The 24,444-nt window shown below is 29.8% G+C and carries 20 protein-coding genes and 1 riboswitch; of the genes, 19 read left to right on the forward strand and 1 reads right to left on the reverse strand.

The genetic code is table 11. The annotated features are described in order from the left end of the window. Positions 1–202 precede the first annotated feature (202 nt). The 12 genes from glyA to ACTNBA_RS17555 all read left to right on the forward strand — a co-directional run bounded on the left by glyA (position 203) and on the right by ACTNBA_RS17555 (position 14,100). The gene (gene glyA, locus ACTNBA_RS17500) at positions 203–1,435 is read left to right on the forward strand and encodes a serine hydroxymethyltransferase (RefSeq protein WP_441075601.1); all 1,233 of its coding nucleotides are present in this window, start codon (positions 203–205) and stop codon (positions 1,433–1,435) included. Positions 1,436–1,570: 135 nt separating this feature from the next. Continuing rightward, positions 1,571–1,743: riboswitch (cobalamin riboswitch) on the forward strand. Positions 1,744–2,003: 260 nt separating this feature from the next. Then, positions 2,004–3,500 carry a cobyric acid synthase gene (locus tag ACTNBA_RS17505; protein ID WP_441075569.1) on the forward strand — a complete coding sequence of 499 codons (1,497 nt, stop codon included), beginning with the start codon at positions 2,004–2,006 and terminating at the stop codon, positions 3,498–3,500. Between the two features lie 17 nt (positions 3,501–3,517). Beyond that, complete coding sequence (gene cbiB / locus ACTNBA_RS17510; RefSeq protein ID WP_167403113.1) at positions 3,518–4,480, forward strand: adenosylcobinamide-phosphate synthase CbiB; 963 nt, start codon at positions 3,518–3,520, stop codon at positions 4,478–4,480. Positions 4,481–4,518: 38 nt separating this feature from the next. Next, complete coding sequence (locus tag ACTNBA_RS17515) at positions 4,519–5,643, forward strand: pyridoxal phosphate-dependent aminotransferase (RefSeq protein WP_441075570.1); 1,125 nt, start codon at positions 4,519–4,521, stop codon at positions 5,641–5,643. Positions 5,644–5,673: 30 nt separating this feature from the next. After that, positions 5,674–6,312 carry an NAD(P)-dependent oxidoreductase gene (locus ACTNBA_RS17520; RefSeq protein ID WP_150845543.1) on the forward strand — a complete coding sequence of 213 codons (639 nt, stop codon included), beginning with the start codon at positions 5,674–5,676 and terminating at the stop codon, positions 6,310–6,312. Between the two features lie 32 nt (positions 6,313–6,344). After that, on the forward strand, positions 6,345–7,217 hold the full coding sequence (hemC, locus tag ACTNBA_RS17525) for a hydroxymethylbilane synthase (protein ID WP_441075571.1): 873 nt from the start codon (positions 6,345–6,347) through the stop codon (positions 7,215–7,217). Between the two features lie 19 nt (positions 7,218–7,236). Beyond that, positions 7,237–8,691: a uroporphyrinogen-III C-methyltransferase gene (cobA, locus tag ACTNBA_RS17530; protein WP_441075572.1), complete on the forward strand. Its 1,455-nt coding sequence runs from the start codon at positions 7,237–7,239 to the stop codon at positions 8,689–8,691. 60 nt (positions 8,692–8,751) lie between these two features. After that, positions 8,752–9,717 (forward strand): porphobilinogen synthase, encoded by a 966-nt coding sequence (gene hemB, locus ACTNBA_RS17535; RefSeq protein WP_441075573.1) that lies wholly within the window; start codon positions 8,752–8,754, stop codon positions 9,715–9,717. A 202-nt stretch (positions 9,718–9,919) separates the two neighbouring features. Then, entirely contained in the window at positions 9,920–11,698 is a 1,779-nt protein-coding gene (locus ACTNBA_RS17540; protein ID WP_441075574.1) for an aminopeptidase P family protein, read from the forward strand. 366 nt (positions 11,699–12,064) lie between these two features. Beyond that, positions 12,065–12,496 (forward strand): NfeD family protein, encoded by a 432-nt coding sequence (locus ACTNBA_RS17545; RefSeq protein WP_035132265.1) that lies wholly within the window; start codon positions 12,065–12,067, stop codon positions 12,494–12,496. Further along, entirely contained in the window at positions 12,497–13,438 is a 942-nt protein-coding gene (locus ACTNBA_RS17550; protein WP_035132267.1) for an SPFH domain-containing protein, read from the forward strand. It abuts the gene before it with no gap. A gap of 188 nt (positions 13,439–13,626) precedes the next feature. After that, positions 13,627–14,100, forward strand: coding sequence for a hypothetical protein (locus ACTNBA_RS17555; protein WP_346848128.1), 474 nt, complete (start codon positions 13,627–13,629; stop codon positions 14,098–14,100). A 57-nt stretch (positions 14,101–14,157) separates the two neighbouring features. On the opposite strand, the gene asnB is transcribed toward ACTNBA_RS17555, so the two are convergent. Further along, positions 14,158–16,023, reverse strand: coding sequence for an asparagine synthase (glutamine-hydrolyzing) (asnB, locus tag ACTNBA_RS17560; RefSeq protein WP_035132270.1), 1,866 nt, complete (start codon positions 16,021–16,023; stop codon positions 14,158–14,160). Between the two features lie 307 nt (positions 16,024–16,330). Here asnB and ACTNBA_RS17565 point away from each other — a divergent pair, with 307 nt between their 5' ends. From ACTNBA_RS17565 to mutL, 7 genes are all read left to right on the forward strand, one after another. Further along, on the forward strand, positions 16,331–16,897 hold the full coding sequence (locus ACTNBA_RS17565; protein ID WP_441075576.1) for a DEAD/DEAH box helicase family protein: 567 nt from the start codon (positions 16,331–16,333) through the stop codon (positions 16,895–16,897). 195 nt (positions 16,898–17,092) lie between these two features. Further along, complete coding sequence (locus ACTNBA_RS17570) at positions 17,093–17,422, forward strand: HesB-like protein (RefSeq protein WP_035132274.1); 330 nt, start codon at positions 17,093–17,095, stop codon at positions 17,420–17,422. Positions 17,423–17,644: 222 nt separating this feature from the next. Beyond that, positions 17,645–17,755: an iron-sulfur cluster assembly accessory protein gene (locus ACTNBA_RS19145; RefSeq protein ID WP_479723507.1), complete on the forward strand. Its 111-nt coding sequence runs from the start codon at positions 17,645–17,647 to the stop codon at positions 17,753–17,755. Positions 17,756–18,139: 384 nt separating this feature from the next. Further along, positions 18,140–18,310, forward strand: a complete 171-nt coding sequence (locus ACTNBA_RS17575) for a hypothetical protein (protein ID WP_167403110.1) — start codon at positions 18,140–18,142, stop codon at positions 18,308–18,310. Positions 18,311–18,526: 216 nt separating this feature from the next. Further along, the gene (miaB, locus tag ACTNBA_RS17580; RefSeq protein ID WP_441075579.1) at positions 18,527–19,885 is read left to right on the forward strand and encodes a tRNA (N6-isopentenyl adenosine(37)-C2)-methylthiotransferase MiaB; all 1,359 of its coding nucleotides are present in this window, start codon (positions 18,527–18,529) and stop codon (positions 19,883–19,885) included. 47 nt (positions 19,886–19,932) lie between these two features. Further along, positions 19,933–22,557 (forward strand): DNA mismatch repair protein MutS, encoded by a 2,625-nt coding sequence (mutS, locus tag ACTNBA_RS17585; RefSeq protein WP_441075581.1) that lies wholly within the window; start codon positions 19,933–19,935, stop codon positions 22,555–22,557. 29 nt (positions 22,558–22,586) lie between these two features. Beyond that, positions 22,587–24,440: a DNA mismatch repair endonuclease MutL gene (mutL, locus tag ACTNBA_RS17590; protein WP_441075583.1), complete on the forward strand. Its 1,854-nt coding sequence runs from the start codon at positions 22,587–22,589 to the stop codon at positions 24,438–24,440. The last annotated feature ends 4 nt before the right edge of the window (positions 24,441–24,444 follow it).

Here is a 24,444-nt window from a genome sequence, read left to right on the forward strand (position 1 = left end):
CAAGAATAATTAAAAAATTGAGTAGGTTAACATGAAAATAAATGTTATAATAATATGTAAAGGTTCTGGTGGTTATATTGTTGCTATCTGTGCTGCAAAACTAAGTACTAAAGCTTTACTAACGCAAAAGAAAAAACTTGTTAAAAAGCTATTCACATGGTTCCACCAAAAACAACTAATTTTAATTGCAGGAGGAGTATGTATGAACTTAGAACATGTTAAAAACATTGATACGGAAATTTATGAAGCAATTTGTCTTGAGACTGCTAGACAGGAAAGTAAAATCGAACTTATCGCTTCAGAAAACTTTACAAGTGAGGCTGTGAGAGAGGCTATGGGGTCCACTCTTACAAATAAATATGCAGAAGGATATCCAGGAAAAAGATATTATGGTGGTTGCGAATGTGTAGACGTTGCTGAAAACATTGCTAGAGATAGAATGTGTAAACTATTTGGCGCAGACCATGCCAATGTTCAACCTCACTCAGGTTCTCAAGCTAACATGGCAGTTTATATGAGTGTATTAGAACCAGGAGATAAAGTATTAGGAATGAATTTATCTGATGGTGGACACTTAACCCATGGAAGTTCAGTTAACTTTTCAGGAAAGTTATATAAATTTATATCTTATGGAGTAGGTGAAGATGGATTTATAGATTATGATGCATTAAGAACTGTAGCTTTAGAGGAAAAACCTAAAATGATAGTTGCGGGGGCTAGTGCTTACCCAAGAATAATAGAATTTGATAAAATAAGATCAATATGTGATGAGATAGGTGCATATATGATGGTAGATATGGCTCATATAGCTGGGCTTATTGCCGCAGGTGTACATCCTAGCCCAGCTCCATATGCAGACTTTATTACAACAACAACTCATAAAACTTTAAGAGGACCAAGGGGTGGGGCAATACTTTGTAAAGATAAGTATGCAAAACTAGTAGATAAAACTATATTCCCTGGAATACAGGGTGGTCCATTAATGCATACTATTGCAGCTAAAGCTATTTGCTTTAAAGAAGCTCTAGACCCATCTTTCAAAGAGTATCAGCAAAAAGTTTTAGAAAATGCTAAAGCTCTTGCAAGTGCATTAAAAGAAAGAGGATTTAAATTAGTGTCTGATGGTACCGATAATCATTTAATTCTTGTGGATTTAAGAAATAAAGATATTACAGGAAAAGCAGCGGAGCATCTATTAGACGAAGTTGGAATCACTGTAAATAAAAATACAATACCTTTTGAATCCCAAAGCCCATTTGTAACTAGTGGTATTAGAATAGGTACACCTGCTACTACTACTAGAGGTTTTGGAAAAGAAGAAATGATTGAAATTGCTGATATAATGAATTGGGCAATTGATAATAGGGATGCTGATTTATCACCTGCTAAGGAGAGAGTTAAAGCTCTTTGCAATAAAATTCCATTATATAAGTAAAATATTTGTCATAACTAAAGACCTATCATTTTCAATGCTAGGTCTTTACATTTTTTACAGAATATAAAAGTGAATGCAAAGTAAAATTTACATTATATTGACTTATGTGTTTAAACCTCTTATAATTATGGGTGAAAATTAAATAGTATTTTAGGTGCTTTTTAAAAGTGAAAAGGGAATATGGTTAAAATCCATAGCAGCCCCCGCTACTGTAAATGATGACGACCCTCAAATACCACTCTTAATAGGGGAAGGTGAGGTTAGAGTGATTCATAAGCCAGGAGACCTGCCTAAATATAAGCTTTCGGAGGGAAATGAGCTATTTTAGTGACTAAGTTAATATGTATAAGTAAAATTAAAGATTTTGGTAAGTTTATCTTACTTAGATTTAAACTTATATTTTTTATTTTACTAAGATGGAAATTTTAATTATTTGGCAAGGGAGCTTTTCTTCCTTGCTTTTTTATTTTATTTAAATTGAAACTCGACTCACTGCGTTCGCTGAGTAAGTGATTCACCCCAAATCAAAGATTTGGGTTCTCTACTTAATAGAAAGAAGGTATTATAAATGGCTAAAATAATGATTCAAGGTACAGCTTCTTCTGTAGGAAAAAGTATACTAGTTACTGCATTATGTAGAATATTTAAACAAGATGGGTATTCGGTATGTCCATATAAGTCACAAAATATGTCTCTTAATTCATATATAACTTTGGATGGAAAAGAGATGGGGCGTGCTCAAGTTTTGCAAGCTTATGCTGCGGGACTTGAACCGGAGGTATATATGAATCCTATTCTACTAAAACCTACTACAGATAAAAATTGTCAAATTATTTTTAATGGAGAAGTTTATGGTTATTCCAATGCAAAGGAATATCACAATTTAAAAGTTAAATTTAAGGATGATTTAAAGTCTGCTTTTGAAAAATTAGAAAATCAATTTGATATTATTGTTATGGAAGGGGCAGGAAGTCCAGCAGAAATAAACTTAAGAGACAACGATATTGTTAATATGGGGATGGCTGAACTAATAGACGCACCTGTTTTACTTGTAGGTGATATCGATAAGGGAGGCGTATTTGCTTCTTTGCTAGGTACTATTATGCTCCTTAGTGATAGTGAGAAGGATAGAGTTAAGGGAACTATTATAAATAAGTTTAGAGGAGATATATCTTTACTTAAACCTGGAGTAGATAGTTTAGAGGAGTTAACTCATAGGGATTGCTTAGGGGTTGTTCCATATTTTAAATTAGACTTAGAGGATGAAGATGGAGCTGTTGACCTTAATAAAAATATCACAGATAAAATTGATATAGCCATTATAAGGTTACCACATATATCAAACTTTACTGATTTTGATGCATTATCTATAGAACCAGATGTTTCTGTAAGATATGTGGAAACTGTAACTGAATTTAAAACTCCTGATTTAGTTATAATTCCTGGAACTAAAAATACCCTAGGGGATTTAGAATATTTAAAAAAATCAGGTTTATATAACAAAATTAGAGAATATGAAGTTAATGGGAAAATCATAGGTATTTGTGGAGGATATCAAATGCTGGGGAAGGTATTAGAGGATCCTTATGGAGTTGAAACTACACTAGAGTCTATGGAAGGATTAGATATTTTACCTATAAAAACAGTTTTTGAAGAGAAAAAGATTACAACTAGAGTTAATGGTATCATAGCAAAGGATTTAATAAACAATGATACACCTTTAAGTATTTATGGATATGAAATACACATGGGAAAAACTACGCTTTTAGATGAAGGTAAAAGCCTTATTAACATAAATAAGAGCAATAATGAAGAAGCTAATCATTTAGATGGAGTAGTAAATAATAAAGGAAATGTTATGGGAACGTATATTCATGGTATTTTTGATGGGGTTGAGTTTAGACAACACATTATTAATGAATTAAGAAGAGACAAGGGAATTGAAGAGAAGGTTTCTATGCCTTATGAGCACTTAAGAGAAAAGGAATTAGATAAACTAGCTGACCTTGTAAGAGCCTCTATAGATATGAATAAAATATATAAAATAATGGGCTTAAATAGATAGTGGGAGAAGTTATCATGATTAATTTTCATATATCCTTAAATATACTTTGTGTATCTTTAGCAGTTATTTTAGACTTTATTTTAGGTGATCCTAATTGGCTACCACATCCTATTATATATATAGGAAAACTTATTGGAGCTATAGAAAAGTGGCTAAGAAAACATTTCCCTAATAATATTAAATTGAAGTGGGCTTCTTTATTTATGGTGTTTATGGTTTGTATAATTACATACACTATTCCATATTTATTACTTAAGCTATCTATAATAAATAATATTGTTTTTATAGTAGTTAATACTTTAATAATATGGACAACGCTTGCTGCTAAGAGTCTTCATACAGCCGGAATTCAGGTCTATAATGCTCTTGTTCATGATGATATAAAAGAAGCTAGAGTTAAGCTTTCATATATTGTAGGTCGAGATACAACTTCTTTAAGTAAGGATGAAATAATTCGAGGTGATGTAGAAACTATAGCTGAAAATACTTCTGATGGTATAATTGCACCTATAATTTATGCCATCATAGGAGGGGCACCACTTGCTATGATGTATAAAGGAATTAACACCATGGATTCTATGGTAGGGTACTTAAATGAAAAATATAAGAATATAGGTTTTTTCCCAGCAAATGTTGATGATATATTTAATTTTATTCCTGCTAGACTAACTGGAGTATTAATGTGTCTTACAGCATGGGTAGTTAAGGGAAGGATAATTGAATCCTTTAAGATTATGATTAGAGACAGAAAGAATCATAAAAGTCCTAATTGTGCCTATCCTGAGGGAGCTACTGCTGGAGCCTTATCTATTCAATTAGGTGGTGCTAATACCTACTTTGGAGAAATAGTAGAAAAACCAACTATTGGAGATGCTACAGAAGCTTTAAGTCATCAACACATTAAGAAATCTATAATACTAATGTATAGTAGTGAAATTTTACTAATAATATTAAGTTTAGCATCTGTAATTATACTTTAGTTAAAGGTGAGTGTTTATATATACTTGCACATATTAAGATGAAAGGTGGTATATATATTTTGAAACATGGAGGAGATATATATACTGAAGGTACTTTAATTGGAAGAAAACTTTTAGACTTTAGCTCAAATGTAAATCCTATATCCATATCTAAGGATTTTAAGGGAAATATAGGAGAAGCTTTAGAAAAGGTACCTCTGTATCCAGATATAAAATATAGAGAATTAAAAAATAACCTATTAAATTATTTATTTAAAAGTAATGAGTATTTTAATGGAAATGCCTATGGTAAAGAGTATTTTAATAGCATAGGTATTGAAAATATTATAGTAGGAAATGGAGCAGCTGAAATTTTAGATTTAGTTATAAGCTACTTGAATTCTATAACCATAGTTGTTCCTTCCTTTGTAGAATACGAAGATTTTAGTAAAAAACATAAATTGAATATCAATTATTCTTTTTTAAATGAGTTTATGGAATATGATTATGAAGATATTTTTGCACAGATACAAAATACTGAGGGGTTAATAATAGCTAATCCCAATAATCCAAATGGTTGTATTATTGATCATTGTAAATTTAAAAACATATTAGATTATTGTGAAGCTCATAATAAATTAGTGATTATTGATGAAGCGTTTATAGAGTTTGTATTAGATAATAATAAGAGTATAATTAATTATATACATAATTATAGTTGTATTGTAATTGTTAGAGCTATAACAAAATTTTTCTCCATGGCAGGAGTTCGTTTGGGCTATGCTATAAGTAGAAATAATAAATTACTAGATTTCATTATTTGTAATCAAAATCCTTGGACAGTAAATTGTTTTGCAGAAGTTGCTGCTAAGTATGCATTATTTGATGAAAAGTTTATAGATGAAAGTAAAAATTGGTTGATATCCGAAAGAGCATTTATGAAAAAATCTTTGAATCATATAAACATTATACAAAATGTGTATGAAAGCAAGGCTAATTATTTTCTTTGTAAGATAAAAGGAATTACAAGCTCACAACTTTTAAAACAGCTTATGGAAAAGGGTATTTTAATTAGAAATTGTAATAACTATACTGGTCTTAATGATAGTTTTGTAAGGGTAGCTATAAAAACTAGAGATATGAATGAAACTATTATAAAAGCTTTAAGTGAAATTAGTAACTAAATAAATATTAAAATAAAGGATAGGATTCTCATGGATAGTTTTAATGATTCCGTATTTATTTCATTGAATGGTATGAATACTAAAGTTTTAATATTAGGAGGAGGAAAAAGTGCTTTAATAAAAGCTAAAACTCTTTTAAATAGTAAGTTTGTGGTTCATTGCATCTCAGAGCAGTTTACAGATGAATTTAAGTTGTTAGATGGTGCTTATGGTAATTTGAAACTTCTAGATAAAACTTTTACTAATGAGTTATTGGAGGATTATCATTTAATTGTAATTTGTACAAATGATTCTAAATTCAACGAAAATATTAGGAATATATGCAACAGTAAAAATAAAATTTTTATTGATACTACCCTTCCGGAGAATTCTAAAGCTGTTCTTTGTGCTACAGGAAGAAGTGAAAATATTGCTTTGGGGCTTCGAATTAAAGGAAAAAATCCTAAAGCATCGGTTTTTTTATGCAATAAGGCAAAGGAGTATCTTCAGAACTTTGACAATTATATAGAATTTATAACTCATATTAGAAATAATGTAACAACTTTAAATAATAAAAGTGAAATTCTAAATTTTATATGTTCTGAAGATTTTCTTTTCTTCTTTAACCATGGATACCATATTGAGATTTTGCAATTATTTTATTCAGATTTAATAAATGAATGGGTATAGATTTAAATTATACAATGAATGGAGGAGTAGAATTGAATTTAAAATTAGCTACACGAAAAAGTAAGCTTGCTCAAGTTCAAACTGATTATGTAATGGATTTGGTTGAAGAGCTACATAATATAAAATGTGAAAAGGTTCTTACAGATACTTTAGGAGATAAAAGACTTGATGTAACATTAGATAAAATAGGTGGAAAGGGAGTCTTTATAAAAGAGTTAGAAAAATTAATGATTGATGGAAAAGCACATGGAGGAGTCCATAGTATGAAGGATGTACCCTATGAGCTACCAGATGGTTTCTCTATTGCTGCTACACCAATAAGGGAAGATGTAAGGGATGCCTTTGTTTCTATGAATGGTGTTTCATTTTTTCATTTACCTAAGGGGGCTAGAGTTGGTACTAGTAGTAAAAGAAGAAGTGAGCAAATTCTTCTTCTAAGACCAGACATTGAAATAGTTCCTGTAAGAGGTAATGTTCAAACAAGAATTGATAAGATTGAAAATGAAAACTTAGACGGAATAGTATTAGCAGCTGCTGGATTAAAGAGATTAGGATTAGAAGGAATTATTACCAATTATTTTGAAACAAATGAAATAATTCCTGCTATTGCACAAGGAGCTTTAGGTATAGAAATTCATGAGAGTTGTGAATATGCAGATGAATTAAGGGCTCTAGATAATGAGGAAGTTAGAATTTGCGTAGAAGCTGAAAGAAGTTTTATGAGAGAGTTAAAGGGTGATTGTCATTCTACTATTGGTGCATATGCTTCTATAGAGGATGATGTAATGACTATTATGGGTATATATGAAGTCAATGGTAAATTAGTAAAAGACACTATAATAGGAAATAAAGAAGAATATTTAAACTTAGGAAAAAAATTATCACAAGTTATCTTAAATAAGTAGATATTTAATAGGAGGATTTATGGGAAAGGTTTATTTAATTGGAGGTGGTCCAGGATCACCAGACTTAATAACATTAAGAGCTATAAAGGTTTTAAGAGAATGTACAGCTATACTTTATGACAGATTATCTGGTTCTGAAATATTAAAATATGTAAATAGAGATGCAAAACTTTATTATTGTGGAAAAGAGCCAGGATGTCACTATAAAACTCAGGAAGAGATTAATGATACCTTAGTTAAATTAGCAAAAGAAGGACATATTGTTGGAAGAATTAAAGGTGGAGATCCATACATATTTGGTCGTGGTGGTGAAGAAGCTTTAGCTCTAATAGATGAAAATATTGATTTTGAAGTAGTGCCAGGTATAACTTCACCTATTGCAGCACTCAATTATGGTGGCATACCTGTAACTCATAGGAAAATTGCCCAAAGTTTTCATGTCTTTACTGCTAAAAGTGCAGCTGGTTTAAACTTAGATTTTGAAACTATAGCTAAATTAAAGGGTACTTTAATTTTTATGATGGGTTATGAACAATTAGGAGGCATTTGCAACGGTCTTATTACTGCTGGATTAGGAGAAGAAACTCCAGTAGCTCTTGTAATGAGTGGAACTACCTCTAATCAAAAGAAAGCAGTAGGAACTTTAAAAGATATAACTGAAATAGCAAAGGAAAAGGGCATATCAAATCCATCTATCATTGTAGTGGGAGAAGTAGTCAAATTCAATGATAAGTTGAATTGGTTTGAGAAGTTACCTCTATTCGGAAGAAATATTTGCATAACTAGGAGTAAAGCTCAAAGCAGGGAAATTGGCGATGAATTATCTAAATTAGGAGCTTCAGTTACAGAAATAAATTCTATTGCAATAGAACCTAATCCTGAAAGTATTAAAGCTATTGAAAATAAATTAGAAGACTATAAGTATATATTATTAACTAGTATTAATGGAGTTGAAATGCTATTTAATGCATTATACCATAACAGTATAGATATAAGAAAAATTAAAGGTGAGTTTGTTTCCATAGGAGATGCTACTACTAAAGCTTTAAAAGCTAAGGGAATAATTCCAACTTTAACAGCAGAGGAATTTACAGGTGAAGGTTTATTTAAAGCTATAGAACTAAAGGTTTCATCAGGAGATAAAATATTAATTCCACGCTCCAAAAAGGGGAGAGACTATATTGTAAATGAACTTCGAAATATTGGAGCTGAGGTAGATGATATACCAGTATATGACACAGTTATTGGTGAAAATCCTAATTTAGTTTCTTTTGATAATTGTGATACAGTTGTATTTACTAGTCCTAGCACCGTAGAAAATATGATTACTTTAGTTGGAATAGATAAGGTAAAAGAAAAATCAATTATATCAATAGGGCCTATTACTTCAAAGGCATTAAATGTTCATCAATTATCCTATACACAATGTGATAAAATTGGAACTCAAGGTATTATAGATACCTTAATAAAATAAATTTTTTTAAGACTGAAAGGTAGGTGTATCATGGCCTTGCATTAATAGGCCATGTTTATTATGTTCAAAAGATATAGAAGATTAAGAGAAACTAGTGCAATAAGAGATATGGTACGTGAAACTATTTTAAATAGTAATGATTTTATATACCCAATTTTTGTGGTTGAAGGAGAAAATATTAAAGAAGAGATTCCATCTCTAGTAGGGAATTACCACTGGTCTTTAGATAGATTACCAGAAGTTATAGATGAAGTTATTGCTGCAGGAGTAAAAGGTATAATCTTATTTGGACTTCCGGACGAGAAGGATGAAATTGCTTCTTCAGCTTTCTGTGAAGAGGGTATAGTTCAAAGAGCAATAAGAAAAGTCAAAGAAATCTCTAAGGAATTATTTGTTATTACTGATGTATGCATGTGTCAATACACTTCTCATGGTCATTGTGGAGTTATTAAAAATGAGAGAGTAGATAATGATGAAACCTTAAAGTACTTAGCTAAGATTGCACTTTCTCATGCTCAAGCTGGAGCTGACATGATTGCACCTTCAGATATGATGGATGGTAGAGTTAAAGCCATAAGGGATATCTTAGATGAAAACGGATTTAAGCATATATCTATAATGAGTTATAGTGCAAAATATAGTTCTGCTATGTATGGTCCTTTTAGAGCAGCTGCAAATTCAGCTCCTCAATTTGGAGATAGAAGCAGCTATCAAATGGATCCTGCCAATGGTAAGGAAGCTATGAGAGAAATTGCAGCTGATATTGAAGAAGGTGCTGATATAGTAATGGTTAAACCAGCTATATTATATTTAGACATAATAAAAGAGGCCAGTATGACTTTTAATATGCCTATAGCTGCCTACAATGTCAGTGGAGAATATGCTATGATAAAAAATGCAGGAGAAAATGGATTAATTGATGAAAAAAGAGCTGCTCTTGAAATGTTAACTTCAATAAAAAGAGCGGGTGCTAAATTAATTATAACTTACTATGCATTAGAAGCAAGTAAATGGATTAAAGAATAAATAGATTTAACATAAAAACTCATTGTAATAAAGCAATGAGTTTTTTTATACAACAATAATTAGAAATCAGAATTTAGATATTTGGTATAATGAATAATTTTAAAACAAAATTCATACTTATAAATTATATCATTGATTGTATAAAATTTTAGCAGTATAATAGGTTTAGATGTTTATTAGTAGAAAATAGGGGTGAATATGGATGAATGTTAAAGAAAAAATTGAAAGCCTAAGAAGGGCTATGAAGGAAAATCAATTATCAGCTTACATTATTCCTAGTTTTGATTCTCATCAAAGTGAATATGTAGCTGAATACTTCAAAGCTAGAGCATGGATTTCTGGCTTTACAGGTTCAGCAGGAATTGTAGTGGTAACTCTTAATAGAGCAATACTATGGGCAGATGGTCGTTATTATATTCAAGCTGAAAAGCAACTATCTGGTACAGGAATAGAGCTTTTTAAAATGGGACAACCTAAGGTTCCTACTTTCACAGAATTTCTAAAAAAAGAACTTAATCCAGGAGATATAGTTGGTTTTGATGGTTCTGTAATGCCTATTGGAATATATAAAACTATGACAGAAACATTTAAAAGCAGAAAAATAAAAATAAATCCAGAAAAGGATTTAATATCTCCAATTTGGAGTGATAGGCCAGCTATGCCTAATACAAAGGTGTTTCTTCATGATGTTAAATTTGCAGGTAAATCAGCATCAGAAAAACTTGCTATTATTCGTGAAAGGATGAAGGAAATAGGGGCTGAATATTACGTATTAAGTTCCTTAGATGATATCGCTTGGACATTAAATATTAGGGGAAATGATGTAGAAAGCAGTCCTGTAACAATATCTTATTTATTAATTAGCATGGATTATGTTAAGTTTTTCATAGATAATAATAAATTAACTGATGAAGTTATATCCAATCTAAAGGCTTCTTCTGTAGATATATTAAAGTATAATGAGATATTCAATAACTTAAAAGAACTTAAAGATACATCTATATTATTTGATCCAAATAAAACTAATGTGAAAATTCTTACCTCATTAAATGAATCTATTTCTAAAATCGAAAAAAGAAATATAACTACAGATTTAAAAGCTATAAAGAATGAAGTTGAAAGAAGTAACTTTAGAAACTGTACTATAAAAGATGGAGTTGCTATGGTTAAGTTTATAAAGTACTTAAAAGAAAATGTAGGTAAAGAACAAATATCTGAGATGTCAGCCACAGATACTCTAATTAAATTGAGAAGTGAACAAGAGTATTTTGTTGAACCAAGTTTTTCAACTATAGCTGCCTATAAAGAGCATGCTGCCATGATGCATTATTCTGCTACGCCAGAAAGTAATTATATTTTAAAGCCAGAAGGGTTATTTTTAGTGGATTCAGGTGGACAATATTATGATGGAACTACAGATATAACAAGAACAATAGTTCTAGGTGAATTGACCGAAGAAGAAAGAAGAGACTTTACTCTTGTAGTTAAGAGTAATTTAGCTTTAACTATGGCTAAGTTCTTATATGGAGCTACTGGATCTAATTTAGATGTTATTGCAAGAACACCACTTTGGGAAGCAGGAATTGACTATAAATGTGGAACTGGTCATGGAGTTGGATTTTTCCTTAATGTTCATGAAGGACCACAAAACTTCTCACAAGTTCCTAATACAGTAGTATTTGAAGAAGGAATGAATGTTACAAATGAACCTGGTGTATATAAAGAAGGTAAGCATGGTATTAGAATAGAGAATTTACTATTTGTTACTAAAGACAATGAAACAGAATATGGGGGACAATTTATGAAGTTTGATGTAGCTACCTATTGTCCTATAGATTTAGATGGTATAAAAATAGATATGCTTACAGAAAAGGAAAAATTATTCTTAAATAATTATCATAAAGAAGTATATAAATTGTTATCACCTTATCTAAATACAGAAGAAAAAGAATTTTTGAAGAAAGAAACTAGAGAAGTTTAAACTTATATTACAAATTATTGTTTCATAACAAAACAAAAATCATCTCTACATAATAGGGATGATTTTTATTATAGCATTTTAATATTATAGCATTTTAACTATTCCAGATATTATAATTAGTAACATACCTATAAACAAATAACTGAACATATTAGAATCACGGTTCATGGCAATACCTCCAAACTTACTGGTGTTTATATGTACACTTATAATATATACGCTATATAGGTGGAAAAAATACCTAATTAAATAATATAAAAAAATATAATATTTTACTATAATGTGATATAATTATACTTAATACACAAACATATAATAATTTATATATGCTTGTTAATATTATTTAAATTTGAGAGGTGATATTTAATGGATTTAAACTGGATTTGGTTTGGATTACTTATTTTTGTAATAGTTGTAGATATAACTACAAGTAGTTTTACCTTTTCATGGTTAGGGTTAGGATTTATTCCTGCTTTTATTGCAGGATATTTTGTAGACTTTACTACACAAATATGGATTGCTTTAATACTAGGAACTATTGCAATTATATTTGGATTAAAGGTGTCTAAAAAATATATTAACGTAAATCTACCAACTGAAAAACCATTGGTTGGCAAGTATGAAGATAGAGAGTTTGTATCTGAAGTTAAATTAGAAAGTAATAGGGAATGTAGAATAAAAGTTAACGAAGTTTATTGGACAGCTAGAAATATAGGTGAAGATATAAATATTGGTGATACTTTTAAGGTGTTAAAAATTGAAAATAATAAATTGATAATTAAAAAAGGAGTGATTTAAATGGAATTAGTAATTGGTGTTTTAGTCATACTATTTGTAGTTCTAGTCATCATAATTTCATCAGTTAAAGTAGTTAACACTGGTTCTAACTATGTTATGGAGAGGTTTGGTCAATTTTATAAGGTATTAGAACCTGGCTGGCACTTAACAATACCTTTTGTGGACTTTATTAGAAAGAAGGTATCTGTTAAACAACAAATACTTGATATACCACCACAAAACGTAATAACTAAAGATAATGTTAATATTTCTGTAGATAACGTTATATTTTATCAAGTTTTAAGTGCAAAGGATGCAGTTTATAACATAGAAAACTATGTTCAAGGTATAATGTATTCCACTATAACTAATATGAGAAATATTTTAGGTGATATGACTCTAGATGAAGTATTAGCAGGAAGGGACCTTATAAACTCAAAATTATTACAAATCGTTGATAATGTTACTGATGCTTATGGAATTAAGTTATTGTCTGTAGAAATTAAAAATATTGTACCTCCATCAGAAATTCAACAGGCTATGGAAAAACAAATGAGAGCTGAAAGAGATAAGAGGGCGATGATTCTTCAAGCAGAAGGATCAAGACAATCAGAAATTGAAAAAGCTGAAGGAGAAAAGAGAAGTAAAATACTTGCTGCTGAAGCGGAAAAAGAAGCAAATATTAGAAGAGCAGAAGGATTAAAAGAATCTCAATTACTAGAGGCAGAAGGTAAAGCAAAAGCTATTGAAAAAATTTCAGAAGCAGAAGCAGAAGCGATAAGAAGAGTAAATGAAGCTATAATTCAATCAGGAACTAATGAAACTGTTATAGCTTTAAAACAAGTTGAAGCTCTTAAAGAGATGGCTAATAATCCTGCTAACAAGCTTATATTACCAAATGAAACACTATCTTCCCTTGGAAGTATAGCAGCTATTGGTGAAATGTTAAAAAATAATAAATAGTAATAAAACAAAGCATTAGGATACACCCTAATGCTTTGTTTTATATATAAATAATCACAATATCTATATTAAAATGTTGAAATTATTAAATAAATATTGTAAAAAATTCTATATTAGCATATACTCTTAATACAGTGAAATGAGAAAGTTTATATAAATATATAATTTAAAAGGTAGGTGAAAATTTTATGAATAATTTAAACATTGATTTAGACTTAATGTTAGAGCTTAGCTTATCAGAAACAAGAGGTGAAGGGGAATGTTATTTAAACTTGAATGATGGTGAATTTTCTTATATTCCTCAAAGTATTATAGAAGCATTAAAGGATGAATCCAAATTTGATAAACTTGAAAGTTGGGAAAAGGAATTAGCTACAGAAGCAGAAGATGTTACTATGAATTATAGTGATAATTATCTTTATATTCCACTAATAGATGAAAGTATATTAGTGAATTCCATGAAAAGCTACTTAGATACTTTAAATCCTAATGACAAAAATGAAATTTATAGTAAGGTTGATTGGTCAAATCCTCTATTAACTTTTAATAGAGTTTTAATTAATAAAGACAAATTAGATGAATTTTATACCTTTAGAGATGAATTTTTAATTAATCATTTAATTGATTGGTTAAAAGAGAACAACATAAGTGTAGTTAAATAGTTTTATAATACAAATAAAAAGACGTAGAATTCTTATTAGAGTTCTACGTCTTTAATCTTAATCTAGAAAAGGAGTTTCTCTTTCTATATATACTTTATGCCAAATTAAGAATATAAGTATTGTCCAAATCTTTCTACTTAAGTCAAATGGACCCTTTCTATGATCTTCTACTAATTTAATAGCAGCAGCTTTATTTACAAATTCATCAGCGTTACTATTTTTTATTATGTCCATAGCCCATTGATAAAGTTCATCCTTAAGCCATAATCTTATTGGAACTGGGTATCCCAGTTTTTTTCTATCTAGAGCAGTTAAGAATGGTAATTCTGATTTAAAAGACTCTCTTAATAAGTATTTTGTTACATGACCATTGATTTTTTCATCTGCAGTGAGCTTTGAAGCAACTTTAAACACTTCTTTATCTAGGAATGGTACCCTAAGCTCTAAAGAATGAGCCATAGTCATTCTATCAGCTTTAACAAGGATATCTCCTGTAAGCCATGTATTAAAATCTACAAACTGCATTTGAGTAATAGGGTCATACTGAGCAGCTCTATCATAGATATCATTCATAGATCGCTTAATTGTATATTTTGACTCATACTTATTAAGTATTCCTTCTTTTTCATCATCTAAGAAGATTTTTGCATTACCCACATAACGCTCTCTCATAGGAGTACAGCCTCTATCAATAAAGCTTTTTCCTCTTGTTCCTTCTGGTATAAGTGATGCACCAGATTTTAAGGCTTTCTTTAAGAAGCCAGGTACATAATCAAACATTTTTAACGAATTAGGTTCATGGTAAATAGTATATCCACCAAATACCTCGTCAGCGCCTTCTCCAGATAAAATAACTGTAACATGCTTAGCTGCTTCTTTTGCTATAAAATAAAGTGGTATAGCTGCAGGGTCTGCTACTGGTTCATCCATATGCCAAATTATTTTAGGTAATTCATTGGCAAATTCTTCATAAGAAACTATTTTACTTATGTTTTCTAGCCCTAGTTTATCAGCTGATTCTCTAGCTAAGTCAATTTCACTATATCCATTTCGGTCAAAACCTATGGTAAAGGTCTTTAAGTCCGGCATGTGTTTTTTTGCTAAAGCAGTTACTACAGTAGAATCAATCCCACCTGATAAGAAAGATGCAACAGGAACCTCAGATTGCATATGCAGTTCAACAGAATCTTCTATGGCCTTACGAATTTCTTCCATCTTTTCATCTTTAGGTCCTGGAGTAGGGTTAAACTTGATGGAATAATAGCAACTTATTTCATGAGCTTTACCTAATTCTTTCTTTATAATATGGCCTGGTTTTAAAACCTTTATATCCTTTAGTAAAGTTTTAGGTTCAGGTACAAATTGGAATGTAAGATAGTCATGAAGTGCTCCATTATCAATATCAACACAGTCGCTATCTGGATTAGCATGAAAACTCTTAAGCTCAGAAGCTACATAAAGTCCAGTTTCATTTTCTGTATAATAAAATGGCTTTATTCCAAATGGATCTCTTCCACCTAAGAATACTTTTTTCTTTCTATCCCAAATAATAAATGAGAACATTCCTCTAAGTTTCTCAACAAACTTATCTCCTAAGTGAGTATATAATGTAGCTATTACTTCTACCTCTGAGTTAGTAGTAAAACTATAGCCTTCTTTTATTAATTCATCTCTTAAAGATATATAATTATATATTTCTCCATTAAAAACTATTTCTAATTCATCCTTATAAGAATAGGGTTGAATTCCGTTTGCCAAATCAAGAATACTTAGTCTTTTAAAACCTAAATAAACATTTTCGTCCATATACTCTCCATCTTGAGTTGGGCCTCTATGTTTAATAACTTCTCTCATATCACGAAGAGTTTCTTTCTTTTCTTCTAGTATTTTAGAATTGCTAAAAAACGTTACAAATCCGCACATCGATAATCCTCCTTAGTGTTTATACACATAAAAATATTTTACAATATATATCTATCTTAATCAATATATTCATTATTATATAATTAGTAGTACCTAACTATTATTTCTATCACATAGTATACCATATTTCTACATGAAAAGTTATATAAGTTGGATAACTTTTCAACCAGGATAAGAACTTTAAAATGGTTGTAATAAAATGTAAAAATAATCAGATAATTATTTTATGGAAAAAAAAGGTAATTAAATATTGTAATAGAATAATAATAATAGAATCAATATGGTATTAATTAAGGGGAGAGAGATTATGAGTAATTGTTGCGGTAAAAATATCTGTTTTTATTATTATGGAGAGGATCATTTGGTGATTAATCTATATAAATACATAAAACAGCAAATAGAAAATAATAACTATGTTTATCTTTATGTAGATGAAGATATATATAAATTACTTACTAATAATTTAGATTTAAATGAAAGATTAATGATAGAAAATATTAAGATGAGTAGTATATTAATGTCATCCTATAATGAAAATATAAACTCTACGATGATTTCAAAGTTTTTTAGAGATCTTAAAGCCAAAGCCTCAAATTCAGGATTTTGGGGAGGGTGCTTTATAATAGATGGTGCTAAGATATTAAATAATACATGCAATACAATATTTCAAGAATTTATTAAAGCTTTATCTAATATATGCGAAGAGGAACGTATAGATATATTGACATGCTATGACTTTTTAGATTATGTAAATAGAGGAAAAACTATTACTGAAGACATTATGAGAGGCTCTTATAAATACCATGATTATAGGATGTTTGGAAATGAAATTTTACCAATAGAATCCTTTCAAGTAGAAAGTAATATAGTATAGAAAAATTTGGATATTACATTCTCTTATAGGTAATAAAGTTCTATAGAAAAGAGTGATAAATAAGTCTATTGACACACATAACGGCTATGATATTATATAATTATAAATGACATTGAAATTATTTATATTTAATGTCATAAAGATTTAATTATATCTAGATAATAGTTAGTATATATAGAAAAGAGGAAGAAAAATATGTCAATAGTTAATATAAGTGATAAAGCTACTACTGAATTCTTACAATTTTTAAAGGATAATGAAGTTACCACAGATACAGTAAGAATTCATTTTGCAGGTATGGGTTGTGGGGGTGCTGTATTTAATCTAGTTTTAGATGAGAAAAAAGATACTGATAACATAGAAGTAGTAGAGGGACTTACATTTTTAGTAGATAAGGGAGTTACTGAGCAATTTGGTGAATTAACAATTCTTTCTGCAGATGAGAATGGTAGAGGTGGGTTCTCCATAGAACCAGAAAAAAAACCAGAAGGTGGCGGTTGTGCTGGTTGCACAAGTTGTGGTTAAATTTAATAAATAATAATTATATTACTGAAAGTGCAGTGTTAAACTTGTTTAATATTGCACTTTTTTTAGTATGTATATTTATTTCAAATAAAATCTATTAATAAATCCAATGATAAATACAATTGACATTCATAGTAATATTTATTAGTGTAATAAATATGTAGATTCATTGACACAATAGTAATGTATCTATAAAACTGAAAATGAAAAGAGGTAAAGATTATGTCAACAGTTAAAATAAGTGATAAAGCTACCGTTGAATTCTTACAATTTTTAAAAGATAATGAAGTTACAGCAGATACAGTAAGAATTCATTTTGCAGGTATGGGATGAGGCGGCCCATCATTTAATCTAGTTTTAGATGAAAAAAAAGATACTGATAACACAGAAGTAGTAGACGGACTTACATTCTTAGTAGATAAGTCTGTTACTGAGCAATTTGGAGCTCTTACTATTCTTTCAGGTGAAGAGAATGGTAGAGGTGGATTTTCTATAGAGCCTGAAAAGCAAGCAGAAGGTGGCGGATGCTCAAGTTGTAGTAGCTGCGGCTAATGAATAAGTAAAATCTTATATTAAAATAAAAGTGCAATGTTAATTTTATTTAGCATTGTACTTTTATTTTAATATACTTATTTCCATCTATAGAAAACATATTTGAGTATAAAACTTTTCATATTGTTTAAACTAATGGTGACAAATAAGTAGGAGGGAAATATTATGGCAAAAGCAGGAATGAGAAGACCAGATCCAAAAGATTCACATGGTACAGAAAGTAATAAACATAATCACTTTCCTAAAAATGAAGTTCATCCAGTACCAGAACTTCAAGGAAGGGCTAAAACTTCAGATAAAAAATCTAAGCCAATTAGCTATGATGGAAAATGGTAAAATAATGTGAGAATAAAAATAAAGTACACATTATGGTAGCAATTTAAACTAAAAGAAGTAATAAGCAGCACTTACTTAAATAAAGAGTAGGTGCTTTTATTATGGTTAGATTACATGGTTTAAAGGATTAATCATTGCTTACTAGACTTTCTTTTTATATCTTTTATATGCTATAATACTATAGAAATTCAAAAGGAAAAATGGAGGAAATAGTAAATGAATGAAAATAATAAGATTGATATATATGGTCTAAATAAAAATTTAAAATACTTTATAGAAACATGGGGTTGTCAAATGAATGAAGAGGACTCCGAAAAATTATCTGGTGGATTAAAACCATTAGGATATGTAAGAACTGACTCTAAAGAAGAGGCAGATATAATAATCTTTAATACATGTTGTGTTAGGGAAAATGCTGAGCAAAAGGTAGATGGAAACCTAGGGGCTTTAAAAAAACTAAAAAAAGAGAACCCTAATAAGGTTATTGCTGTTACAGGTTGCATGATGCAACAAGGGGGAATGGCAGACAAAATAATAGGTAAGTTTCCTTTTGTAGACATAATTATAGGAACTCATAATGCTTATAAGTTTACAGAATATCTTGGAAGAGCTTTAGGTGGCGAAAGACCTATAGTAGAAATTTGGGATAAAGAAGCAGATATAATAGAAGGAGCTCCTATTGATAGAGCAAGTACTATAAAAGGCTTTGTTACAATAATGTATGGTTGTAACAACTTCTGTACTTATTGTATAGTTCCCCATGTAAGAGGACGTGAAAGAAGTAGAAACTCTGCTGAAATAATAAAAGAGATAGAGAGTATGGTTAAAGAGGGATATAAAGAAATCACCCTTCTTGGACAAAATGTTAACTCCTATGGTAAGGGATTAGACGAAAATATTAACTTTGCAGAACTTTTAAGAAGAATAAATGAAGTAGATGGTATTGAGAGAGTGAAATTTATGACTTCTCATCCAAAGGACTTAAGTGATGAAGTAATTGATGTAATTGCAGCTGGAGATAAGTTATGTGAATCTATTCATCTTCCAGTACAATCTGGATCATCAAGAATATTAAAAAAGATGAATAGACACTATACTAGAGAGCAGTATTTAGAATCAATTAGAAAAATTAAAGAAAGAATTCCTAATGTAGCATTAACTACAGATATAATTGTAGGGTTCCCAGGAGAAACTGAAGAGGATTTTGAAGATACTTTAAGTCTAGTTAAAGAAGTTGAGTATGATTCTGCCTTTACCTTCTTATATTCTAGAAGGGGTGGTACTCCTGCAGACTTAATGTTTGACCAAGTAGATGAAAAAGTTAAAAAAGATAGATTCAATAGATTAGTTGAAGTCGTTAATGAAATTTCTGCTAAGAAAAATAAGCTTTATGATGGAAAAATTGTTGAAGTTCTTGTAGAAGGTGAAAGTAAAAGTGATGATACAAAATTAACCGGAAGGACAAGAACAAGTAAACTAGTTAATTTTACTGGTAATAAAGAAAATATAGGTAAGTTAGTTAATGTTAGAATCACTAAAGCAAATTCTTTTTCATTAATAGGAGAAGAAGTATAAAAGCGACTTTGTCGCTTTTTTTAAATAATTATGAAGGAGAGATATATATGGCATTAACTCCAATGATGCAACAATATTTTCAAATTAAAGATAAATATAAAGAGTGTATCTTATTTTTCAGACTAGGCGATTTCTATGAAATGTTCTTTGATGATGCTAAAGTTGCATCAAAGGAGTTAGAGTTAACACTAACGGGAAGAGATTGCGGTCTTGAAGAAAGAGCTCCTATGTGTGGGATTCCTTTTCATGCAGCTAAGAATTATATTGGAGCCTTAATATCAAAAGGGTTTAAGGTAGCTATTTGTGAGCAGGTAGAAGATCCAGCAGTGGCTAAAGGAATTGTAAAGCGTGATGTAGTAAAAATTTATACCCCAGGAACTTACACAGAAGCTTCCTATTTAGATGAGAGTAAAAATAGCTATACAGCTAGTTTATATGTGAAGGGAAATCACATTGCATTGGCCTTTTGTGATGTGTCTACAGGGGATTTCTATACTACTGAATTTAAATATAATATTAATGTACTTATAGATGAATTATGTAAATTTAATCCTCGAGAGATAATTATTACAGAAAACTTTAACCAAGAGATTATGGATGAAATTATAAGTAGAACATCCTTTTATATATCCCACTTCCAAGATGGTAATTTTAATATGGAAGAAAAAGATCTTAAAGAACAGTTCTTGAACATAGAAATAGATAAATTATCAGAAATAGTAATTAAAACTTGTAATGGATTAATTAGATATATAAAAGAAACTCAAAAGGTTTCCTTGACTCATATAAACCATATAGAGATATATGATATCTGCACCTATATGACCATAGATGTTAACTCAAGAAGAAACCTTGAACTGGTGGAGAATATCAGAGATAAAGGAAAAACAGGAACTCTTTTATGGGTTATAGATAAAACAAATACATCTATGGGTGGAAGAAGAATTAGAAAGTGGTTAGAAGAGCCTCTAATTATTAAGGAAGATATTTTAAATAGACAAGATGCCATTGAAGAGTTTACTAAGGATATAATCTTAATGGAAGATTTAAAGGAAGCTTTAAATAGCATTTATGATATTGAGAGATTGGTTGGTAAAATAAGCTCTACTGCAATAAATGCAAAGGAACTTATATCATTAAAGCATTCCATTGCTAAAGTTCCAAGGATTAAAGAACTTATTTCTAATCTTACAAGTCCTTTAATGAAGGATGTTTATTCTAACTTAGATGAGCTAAGAGATATTTGGACTTTTCTCGAAAGCTCTATTATGGATGAACCTTCTTTGTCTGTTAAGGAAGGTAATATTATTAAAATTGGTTATAATTCATTAGTAGATGAATTAAGAGAAAGTAAAACTAACGGAAAGCTTTGGCTTGCAAATTTAGAAAATGAAGAGAGAATAGCTACAGGTATAAAATCCCTTAAGATTTCTTATAATAAGGTTTTTGGATATTATATAGAAGTTACAAAATCTAATCTTTCCTCAGTGCCAGAAGGAAGATATATTAGAAAACAAACTTTGTCTAATGCTGAAAGATATATAACTCCTGAGCTTAAGGAGATGGAAGATAAAATCTTAGGAGCAGAAGAGAAATTAATTGCTCTTGAATACTCTATATTTACAGAGATTAGAGAGAAATTAGAAGAAAATATAGAGAGAATGAAAAATACAGCTAAGCTTATATCTGAAATTGACTGTATATGGGCTTTGGCTATGGTTGCTAGAGAACATAACTATGTGAAACCTGTAATTAACACTGAGGGAATCATAGAAATTCAAGAGGGTAGGCACCCAGTTGTAGAAGTTATTACAAAGGCAAATAGTTTTATATCTAATGATACTACCTTAAACCTTGAAGACAATAGACTTATGTTAATTACTGGTCCTAATATGGCTGGTAAGTCTACATATATGAGACAGGTAGCTTTAATTACATTATTAGCTCAAATGGGAAGTTTTGTTCCTGCCAAAGAAGCAAATGTTTCTATTTGTGATAAAATATTTACTAGAATAGGAGCTTCTGATGACTTAGCTGGTGGTAAGAGTACCTTCATGGTAGAAATGTGGGAAGTATCAAATATTCTTAATAATGCTACCAATAAGAGTTTGGTTCTTCTTGATGAAGTTGGTAGAGGTACTAGTACCTACGATGGACTTAGTATTGCATGGGCAGTTATAGAGTATATATGTAAAAATTCAAATATTAAATGCAAAACCCTATTTGCCACACATTATCATGAATTAACTAAGCTAGAAGGAGAAATTCCAGGAGTGAAAAATTACTCTATTTCAGCAAAAAAAGTAGATAATAATATTATATTCTTACGTAAAATTATAAAGGGTGGAGCAGATGAATCTTATGGTATAGAGGTTGCTAAACTTGCTGGATTACCTTCAGCAGTAATTTCTAGAGCAAGAGAAATTTTAGAAACTTTAGAAGATGGCACTTCAAAAGATATAATCAAAGAAGAAGCGAAAACTGTAATTCCATCTACAGAGAAATTAGAAAAAATAGAAAAAGAAATTTGTTTGACTCAGCAAATAGCTTTTGAAGATGTAGCTATGCAAAACTTAATTGACGAAATTAAATCTATAGATGTACTTAATCTTACACCTATGGATGGATTTAATAAATTATACGATATTATAAAAAAAGCTAAGAATATATAGATAAAATAATTATTTAAGGTGGGTGTATTATGAGAAGAATCAATTTATTATCTGAAAACACTGCCAATAAAATTGCAGCAGGAGAGGTTGTTGAAAGAGCTAGTTCTGTTGTTAAAGAATTAGTGGAAAACAGCCTTGATGCTGATAGTAAAAACATAACTATTGAAATAGAAGAGAGTGGCAATAAGCTTATAAGAATCACAGATGATGGACGTGGTATTCATCCTGAAGATATAAAAATAGCTTTTTTGCCTCATGGTACAAGTAAGATAAGTTCCGTGGAGGATATTTACGACATTCAATCCTTTGGATTTCGTGGAGAAGCTCTTGCTAGTATAGCTGCTGTTTCAAAGGTAAGACTAAAATCAAGGATGGAAACTTTTGATTATGGTAGAGAGATCTATATTGAAGGTGGAAAAGTAATCTATGAGAAAGATGTAGGTTGTAATTTAGGAACGGAAATTGAAGTTAAGGATTTATTCTTCAATACTCCAGGGAGGCAAAAGTTTTTAAAATCACCTCAAAGAGAGAAATCTATAATAAATGACTTGGTATTAAAGCTAGCTCTAGGAAATTATAAGACTTCTATAACCTTAATTAATGATGGCAAACAAACCCTTAGAACCTTTAGTGAAGATGAACTAGATAAAACCCTTAGAATTTTATATGGAAAAGAAGTATATGAAAATGTAATACCAATAGAAAACCATAGCGATATTTTATCTGTATATGGATATATTGGAAAAGAGAGTATTAGTAGAGGTAGTAGAAATAGACAAAGCATTTTTGTAAATAAGAGACTTATAAAAAGTTCTTTAATAACTGCTGCGGTAGAGAATGCATTTAAATCCTTTATTATGGTAAATAAATTTCCTTTCTTCGTTATACACATTGATATATTTCCAGAATTTATAGATCCCAATGTACATCCAACTAAAAATGAAGTTAAGTTTTTAGAGGAAAGAGTTTTATTTAAAACTATATTTGATGGAGTTCATAGTGCATTAAAAGAAAGCTTAAAGAAGAGTTTTATTATACCAGAAGAAATAGAGGATTTAGCTATAGTTCAAGAGGATAAACTACATAAAATCTATACTTCTTCAGAACCTAGTCAAATTGGATATTTAAATGATAATCACTATACTAGTGAGGATAATAATTTAGGTTATAATAAGGATTTTGGATTTAATAAAGAAGCAAATTATAATGACAAACCTTCTTATATAAGAGAAATTCCTATTGAAAATCAAGTTGAACCTAAAAGAGATAATATATATTCTAATAAGGAAATATCAAGGATTCCTAAAATTCCACCAATTAAACTTATTGGACAGTGTTTTAATAGTTATATAATTGGTGAATATTTAGATGAATTGTATTTAATTGATCAGCATGCTGCTCATGAGAAGATATTATTTGAAAAGTATAGAAAAAATATAGGTAATTTCAATGTGGTAAGTCAGATTTTAGCTGTACCTACAATCATTCCATTAACCTTTGATGAATATGCAATTTATAAAGATAATGAAGAAGTTTTCTTAAATGCAGGATTTATGGTTGAAAGTTTTGGCGAAAATGACGTGTTAGTTAGAGAGGTTCCAGTGTTTTTGGGGAAACCTCATATAAACAATTTGTTTCATGATATGATAGAAAATATAAAATCCATGGGTAGTGGTTTAACCATAGATATAAAATATGACAAAATAGCTTCTCTTGCTTGTAAGGCAGCTGTAAAGGCTAATGATAAATTATCAGATGTAGAGATCTTATCCCTCCTTGAAGAGTTAAGGTATATAGATGAACCATTTACATGTCCACATGGTAGACCTACTATAATTAAATATTCATTAAAGGAAATAGAAAAAAGTTTTAAAAGAATTTAGTATG

This window comes from Clostridium sulfidigenes, assembly GCF_052067195.1.
GTDB lineage: Bacteria > Bacillota > Clostridia > Clostridiales > Clostridiaceae > Clostridium_J > Clostridium_J sulfidigenes.

Bases quoted from the DNA above. Each gene is read 5' to 3' on its own strand.
- ACTNBA_RS17550 (WP_035132267.1), top strand. From the start codon at position 12,497: ATGGAATTAGTAATTGGTGTTTTAGTCATACTATTTGTAGTTCTAGTC.
- asnB (WP_035132270.1), bottom strand. From the start codon at position 16,023: ATGTGCGGATTTGTAACGTTTTTTAGCAATTCTAAAATACTAGAAGAA.
- cobA (WP_441075572.1), top strand. From the start codon at position 7,237: ATGGGAAAGGTTTATTTAATTGGAGGTGGTCCAGGATCACCAGACTTA.
- hemB (WP_441075573.1), top strand. From the start codon at position 8,752: ATGTTCAAAAGATATAGAAGATTAAGAGAAACTAGTGCAATAAGAGAT.
- ACTNBA_RS17575 (WP_167403110.1), top strand. From the start codon at position 18,140: ATGGCAAAAGCAGGAATGAGAAGACCAGATCCAAAAGATTCACATGGT.
- ACTNBA_RS17515 (WP_441075570.1), top strand. From the start codon at position 4,519: ATGAAAGGTGGTATATATATTTTGAAACATGGAGGAGATATATATACT.
- glyA (WP_441075601.1), top strand. From the start codon at position 203: ATGAACTTAGAACATGTTAAAAACATTGATACGGAAATTTATGAAGCA.
- miaB (WP_441075579.1), top strand. From the start codon at position 18,527: ATGAATGAAAATAATAAGATTGATATATATGGTCTAAATAAAAATTTA.
- ACTNBA_RS17565 (WP_441075576.1), top strand. From the start codon at position 16,331: ATGAGTAATTGTTGCGGTAAAAATATCTGTTTTTATTATTATGGAGAG.
- ACTNBA_RS17555 (WP_346848128.1), top strand. From the start codon at position 13,627: ATGAATAATTTAAACATTGATTTAGACTTAATGTTAGAGCTTAGCTTA.
- ACTNBA_RS19145 (WP_479723507.1), top strand. From the start codon at position 17,645: ATGTCAACAGTTAAAATAAGTGATAAAGCTACCGTTGAATTCTTACAA.
- ACTNBA_RS17570 (WP_035132274.1), top strand. From the start codon at position 17,093: ATGTCAATAGTTAATATAAGTGATAAAGCTACTACTGAATTCTTACAA.
- ACTNBA_RS17540 (WP_441075574.1), top strand. From the start codon at position 9,920: ATGAATGTTAAAGAAAAAATTGAAAGCCTAAGAAGGGCTATGAAGGAA.
- mutL (WP_441075583.1), top strand. From the start codon at position 22,587: ATGAGAAGAATCAATTTATTATCTGAAAACACTGCCAATAAAATTGCA.
- ACTNBA_RS17520 (WP_150845543.1), top strand. From the start codon at position 5,674: ATGGATAGTTTTAATGATTCCGTATTTATTTCATTGAATGGTATGAAT.
- mutS (WP_441075581.1), top strand. From the start codon at position 19,933: ATGGCATTAACTCCAATGATGCAACAATATTTTCAAATTAAAGATAAA.
- ACTNBA_RS17505 (WP_441075569.1), top strand. From the start codon at position 2,004: ATGGCTAAAATAATGATTCAAGGTACAGCTTCTTCTGTAGGAAAAAGT.
- ACTNBA_RS17545 (WP_035132265.1), top strand. From the start codon at position 12,065: ATGGATTTAAACTGGATTTGGTTTGGATTACTTATTTTTGTAATAGTT.